Below are 6241 nucleotides of genomic sequence, written 5' to 3' on the forward strand. Positions count from 1 at the left end.
CCCACCCGCGCGAACAAAAGGCGCAGATAATCGTGGACCTCTGTGACCGTCGCGACGGTGGAACGCGGGTTAAAGCCGGTCCGGCGCTGCTCGATGGCGATGGTCGGCGGAAGACCTTCGATGGCGTCCACGTCGGGCTTTCCCATCTGGTGGAGGAACTGGCGGGCGTAGGCCGACAGGGACTCGACGTAGCGCCGCTGGCCCTCTGCATAGAGGGTGTCGAACGCGAGGCTCGACTTCCCGCTGCCCGAAAGGCCCGTGATGACCACCAGGCGGTCGCGGGGGATGCGGACGGTGATGTTCTTCAGGTTGTGCTGCCGCGCGCCCTGGACGAGGATGAATTCGTCGCCCTTCGACTTACTCAGGGCGACCCTGAGATTGGTCGAAGGGTCGCTGTTGCCGCTGACCGCCCGGGAGGCGTTCGCGTTTTGCGGCGGCTTCCGTGGAGGGTGTACCATCTGCCGGCCGCCTCTCTTGGGGAGAAGAAAATCTCATAATCGAAACCTTCATCCTAACCGACGGCTCCGAAGAGGGCAAGAGGAGGGCGACACAAAAAACGGCGCTAGGCCGACGCGTCCGCCAGAGCCTTTTGGTACTCGTCCCAGAGGTCGGCTTTGGAATCGCCGGCGAGGACCCGGTCCCAGGGGAGGACCTCGTCCCGGCCGCGGGTGCGGTGGGCGTAGAACGCCGGATCGATGCGTCTTGAAGGCGGCGTCCCAAGCGTCCATACGGAGGGTCTCGTCCCAGGCGTCGAAACGGGCGCCCGCCCGCCAGGCTTCATAAACGACCCGGCCGATTCTTCGGTCGCCGCGAGCCAGCACCCCCTCCAGGAGACTGCGATCCACGCGGTGGATCCGCAGGTGGAGGCGCCGTTCCTCGAGCGACTCAAACAGGGTTTCGCGCGCGCGAGCCAGGTAATCGGCGCCGGCCATCGCGGCGAACTGGAACGGCGTGTGCGGCTTCGGGACGAAGTTGGAGACGGCGAGGTTGACGCGGCCGGGCCCTTTGCTGCTCTCGCGCCTCAGGTCGCTGATTCGCCGGGCCAAAGACGCAATCGCCCGGACGTCCTCGTCGGTTTCGCCCGGCAGGCCGACCATGAAGTAAAGTTTCACGAGGTTCCACCCGCGGTTCCACGCCTCGCGAGCGCCCGCGAAGAGGTGCTCGTCGTCCATCGGTTTCCCGATGACGCGGCGAAGGCGGGGCAGGGCAGCCTCGGGCACCATCGTCAGGCCGCTCTTGCGGACGCTCCCCAGGAGGCGCGGCACGAGTTCGAGTTGGTCGTTGGTGCGCAGGCTCGGCAAACTCAGGCTGACGCCCTTCGGAGCGAACTCAGCATCCAGCGTCGTCAGGATGGCCTTCAGCCGGGGATGGTCGCTGGGCGAAAGGCTCGTCAGCGAAATCTCCTCCAGCCCCGTGTGCTCGTAGCAGGCCCGCGCCAGTTCCAAAATGCGCTCGGGGCTGCGGAGCCGGACCGAACCCTTCGTCCGCCCGGATTCACAGAACCGGCACCGCCGCGGACAGCCGCGCATGATCTCGATCGTCACGCGGTCGTGAATGACCTCGGTGTTCGGGACCAGCGGCGCCGTCGGGAACGGTGCGGACTCGAGGTCCGCGACGTGGGCGGTGATGGTGCGCTCGGGCAGGCCGCCGACCTTCGGTTCCAGGGCGGCGAGGGTTCCGTCGGCGTTCCACGCGGGTTCCATGAGACCCGGCGCGTAAAGAAAGTCGAACTCCCGCGCGAGGGCGACGATGAGGTCCTCCCGGCCGAGGCCCTCGGCGCGCCGCTGGGCCAGTCGGCCGACGAGTTGCGGCAGCGCTTCCTCGGCCTCGCCGATGAGCATAAGGTCGAAGAAGGGTGCCATCGGCTCCGGATTGTTGACGCCGGGGCCGCCCGCCAGAATGAGCGGGTCGTAGCCCGTGCGGTCGGCGGCGAGGACGGGAATCCCCGCCAGGTCGAGCATCCCGAGGACGTTCGTGTAAAGCATCTCGTACTGGAGCGAGAAGCCGACCACGTCGAACTCGCGCACAGGCCGGCGCGATTCCCAGGAAAACAGCGGAATGCCCGTCTGCCGCATCCGGTCCTGGGCATCCACCCACGGCGCGTACGTCCGCTCGCACAGCACGTCTTCGCGGGCGTTCAGGACGTGGTAAATGATTCCCGAGCCGAGATGGCTCATGCCGATGGCGTAGGTGTCCGGGAAGGCGAGGCAGAAGCGCAAGGCGACCGTATCCCAATCCTTGCGGACCGCGCCCACCTCGCCGCCCACGTATTGGCCGGGCTGCTGGACGAAAGGCAAAAGGTCGCGCGAGATCGCGCGGGCAAGTTGTCCGTTCGAGGAGGCCATGAAGCCGTAACAGTACACCCTCGGGGCCGGACGGTCAAGCACTCGGGATTGGCCTTGCAAAGGGCCGTCCGCGGCGCTATAAGGTCGGCACCGGGCCGGGGTGTGGCGCAGGTGAGGCTAGGGCGTCCCGGTGGGAAGGTCGCGGGTCCGCCGGAGGCGTGCAACGGTTCGAACCGGAGCGATGAAGAATCTAACAATCGGGGTGTAGCGCAGTCTGGCTAGCGCGCGTGGTTTGGGACCACGAGGCCGTGGGTTCGAATCCCACCACCCCGACCACCATCTTGGCGTTCTTTGCGGTTAGATACAGGCGCGACTTATGGCAACCGGCGATTGTGGATAACTTTTTGGAGGAGGTTTTAGGGGTGATTTTTGGGCGGTTTTTTGGAGGCCACCGGCCCTGGCGCTGGCGTCCGGGGGCTTTTTTCGACGGACGGGGGGTCAATGGTAAGATGGGCTAGCGCGGATTTTGACTTTTTTAGGGGTTTTTTCGCGTTTTTGACCGGTTTTTACCGGTTTTTGTGCCCTTTTTTGCACTTTTTCCATCCATGTCATGTGCATACCTTCATGTGCATAACTTCCCGCGGACGCACGTAAGTCGCTTTGGGCGGGGGAATCTCGCATTTGACAAAGAAACAGCAGAGGCAACGCAGAACGCGTTGTCCCGGCGTGTCTTAACCGCAAAGGGCGCCAAGAACGCAAAGGGAGGATTAGGGGAACGGCAAACGATACAAGGCCAAACCACCGAAAGGACGCAGAGAAGGAGGAGGGAACGGCCTCCCTGAGTGCCTGAGGTGGGGCGGGAAAAATCTCGCATTTGACAAAGAAACAGCCGAGGCGAGCCGATAAAGATTGCGGAAAGGGGAATGGGATGAGGCCAAAGGGAACTAAGCCCGAGTTGGAGGCCCGGCGTCGGCGTGGGACGGCGATGCTCCGGGCCGGACGGGGCGTCCGCGAGGTGGCCCGGCGTCTGGGCGTCAGTCCGGGCTCGGTTACCCGGTGGAAGGCGATGTCGCGTCGCGGGGGGGAGGCGGGCCTGAAGTCCAGGCCGCAGACCCGGCGAACGGGAAGGCTCTCGTCGGCCCAGAGGAACCGGCTGGGCCGGTTTCTCGCCCGGTCGCCCGAGTCGCACGGTTTTCGGGCGACGCGGTGGACGCTGCCGCTGGTGGCGCGGCTCATTCGGAAACACTTCGGGGTGGAATACCATCCGGGTCACGTCTGGCGGATCGTGCGGTCGCTTAAGGTCGGGGGGGGAGAGTGATTGCGGCCCGGCCGAAGGTCCCTGCGGGAAGGGCTCCTATGAAGGAACAGGGACCCCAAAGGGGTCCAACGGCAAACAGGGACCCCAAGGGGGTCCAACGGCGAACAAGGAGAAATCGGAAAACCGAAATCGGTTTTGGGTTCCCCGAATTCACCGGCAAACTGGCTGAGTTGAAAAATGATTGTGATGGGACTTGACGCGGCACACCGTATAGCGGTACAGTGAGCGTGTCTAGACTGAGGTATGTCCGGCATGAATCGAAAGACTTGCCTTATCCCGCATCCCATTCCTTACCAGGGAAGCAAGCGATGGATTGCGCCTACGGTTGCCCGCTGCCTGCCGACAGACACGCAAGTTTTGATTGAACCCTTCGCTGGTTCCGCAGCCGTATCACTTGCCGCAGCCTATTGGCGAAGAGCAAAGAAGTTTGTGCTTGGAGATGTAAACGCACCCCTGATTGCCTTGTGGGCGGAGATCATTGAAAGACCGCAAGAGTTATCCAGGGCCTATGCTCTTCTTTGGAGAGAACAAGAGGGCCGCGAGCGTGAATACTACAATCAGGTTCGCGCCGAGTTTAATAAGTCACACCGCCCCGATCTGTTGTTGTATTTGCTGGCCCGCTGCGTCAAGGCTGCCGTTCGTTACAATTCGGATGGGGAGTTTAACAACAGCCCTGACAATCGCCGTCGAGGTGCCCGCCCCGCGACAATGAAGGAACGGATTTGTGGGGCCTCTCAATTACTAAGGGCCAAGACGGGCCTGCAGGTGGGCGATTACGGAGAACTCTTGGAGCGAGCGCGCCCTCAAGATGTGGTTTATATGGATCCGCCCTATCAAGGTGTATGTAAAAAGCGGGACGCGCGGTATTTGGGGCCGGTTCGCTTTGAGGATTTGGTGGGCCGGCTTGAAGGTCTGAATCGGCGCGGGATTTCCTACATCGTAAGTTATGACGGGCGGACGGGCGAGAGGCGGCACGGACGCACTTTGCCAAGCGAACTTGGCCTGGCTCATTTCGAGGTCGAAGCGGGCTGTTCGACTCAGGCGACGCTCTTGGGGCGGCGCGAGAAGACCTACGAGTCTCTTTATCTCTCAGAGGCCTTGCTGCGCCGCATAGATGTATTGCCCTTTCCCTTGAAGTCGGGAAGATGGGCCCAGCAGATGCTCATTGGCGTCTAAGCGTGAGCGACCCGAAGAAGTCTCCAAAGTTTCGGAAGTTGCTGAAACGCGTCAAGGGGAAGCGCGCGCAAGTTGTCATACGACACATCCTCAAGCACGGCTTTGTCACCACGGAAGACCTGAAAACCAAGTACGGATACGACCATCCACCGCGCGCCGCGCGGGATGTTCGAGAGGCAGGTATCCCGCTAGAGACTTTCCGCGTCAAGAGCAAGGAAGGAAGGCAGATTGGCGCGTACCGTTTTGCGGACCCCTCCCAGATGCGACACGGCAGGCTCGGCGGACGTAAGGCCCTGTCCAAGGGCCTGAAGGACAGACTCTTGGAGGAAAGTGGTTGCAAGTGCAGTATTTGCCTGGGAACCTATGAGGGGCGGCATTTGCAGGTAGACCACAGGGTTCCATACGAGGTTTCCGGGGAACCGAAAGGCGAAAACGCGCAAAATTTCATGCTCCTCTGCGGTTCGTGTAATCGGGCCAAGTCGTGGTCTTGCGAGCATTGCCGGAATTGGGTTTCCGCGCGCTCGACAAGCGTATGCTTATCATGTTACTGGGCAATTCCCGCGGAATACAACCACATCGCACAGCGTGAGGTCCGCAGAATAGACGTGGTGTGGACTGAGTCAGAGGTGGCGGAACACGATCTCTTGCGGCAGTTGGCCGCGCACTACGGGATACCGCTGCCCGAATATGTCAAGCGCGCTCTGCGCCGCCACGGGGAACAGGAACCTCCCCTGCGTTAATACCTTGTTTGTGTCTGCCATGGGCTCGTCGTAACCAACTGCCTGGCTCGGCCTCCGCCCCGGCGCGCCGGGACTCCGGACGACCCAGGCCCGACCGGCGCGGGGATTACCCGTGATATGAATTCTGGGGACGCAAAACCTGTTTCCCCCCAACGGCTCGTCGTAACTGAGTATTGTTTCACCAGAAGTCGGCGAAGTCCATTCAAAAGACCCTGGAGGATGTTTCAAAAATGACTGCAACCCCTCACCTCCGCCGTCGCCCTTCGACAGGCTCAAGGCTATGGCGGACAGGCCATCCCTCTCCCACCCTTCGACTTTCCTCAGGGTGGCCCCGAGCATGGCCGAGGGGCCACAAGGGGAGAGGGAGCGTCAAAGAGCCTTATGCCAGTTTTTTGGTGATTTGTTTGTCGAGGATGTCTTTCACGGTCAGGGCATGAATCATTATACCACGGCGGGGGGGCGTTCAAACCCGGAAACCGGCCCGAAGGGCTCCTATGACGGAACAGGGAGAGCCCGGAAACCGGAAAGAGAGACGACGGCCACGGCAGGGAGCATGACCGGCGGCTCCCGCCGCCGCCTCGAACGGCGCGCGGGGGTGATTGCAGATTGGAAATTGGAGATTTCAGATTGAACGGGGGGGCCGATTCCGCCGTTCATCTCCGGTCCAGGGCTTGGCCCTTCTTGCCGAGTTCGAACAGGCACTGGATCTCTTTCTCGGAGAG

At 62.1% G+C, this 6241-nt stretch carries 5 protein-coding genes and 1 tRNA gene; 4 read left to right on the forward strand and 2 right to left on the reverse strand.

Annotated elements, in window-relative coordinates; genetic code table 11:
- Together NTX40_00905 and NTX40_00910 are read right to left on the reverse strand one after the other, a co-directional pair.
- Positions 1-458: hypothetical protein (locus NTX40_00905; protein MCX5647649.1), on the reverse strand; the 458-nt coding region annotated here is incomplete at its 3' end.
- Positions 459-506: 48 nt separating this feature from the next.
- Positions 507-2387 (reverse strand): TIGR03960 family B12-binding radical SAM protein, encoded by a 1881-nt coding sequence (locus tag NTX40_00910; protein MCX5647650.1) that lies wholly within the window; start codon positions 2385-2387, stop codon positions 507-509.
- Between the two features lie 156 nt (positions 2388-2543).
- Between NTX40_00910 and NTX40_00915 the strand changes: the two genes are divergently transcribed.
- The 4 genes from NTX40_00915 (at position 2544) to NTX40_00930 (ending at position 5519) form a co-directional block, all read left to right on the forward strand.
- Positions 2544-2621, forward strand: a tRNA-Pro gene (locus NTX40_00915).
- Positions 2622-3213: 592 nt separating this feature from the next.
- The gene (locus NTX40_00920) at positions 3214-3603 is read left to right on the forward strand and encodes a helix-turn-helix domain-containing protein (protein MCX5647651.1); all 390 of its coding nucleotides are present in this window, start codon (positions 3214-3216) and stop codon (positions 3601-3603) included.
- 252 nt (positions 3604-3855) lie between these two features.
- Entirely contained in the window at positions 3856-4779 is a 924-nt protein-coding gene (locus NTX40_00925) for a DNA adenine methylase (protein MCX5647652.1), read from the forward strand.
- Positions 4780-5039: 260 nt separating this feature from the next.
- On the forward strand, positions 5040-5519 hold the full coding sequence (locus NTX40_00930) for an HNH endonuclease signature motif containing protein (GenBank protein ID MCX5647653.1): 480 nt from the start codon (positions 5040-5042) through the stop codon (positions 5517-5519).
- Positions 5520-6241 lie beyond the last annotated feature (722 nt).

The sequence above is a fragment of the Planctomycetota bacterium genome (assembly GCA_026387035.1).
Lineage (GTDB): Bacteria > Planctomycetota > Phycisphaerae > FEN-1346 > FEN-1346 > JAPLMM01.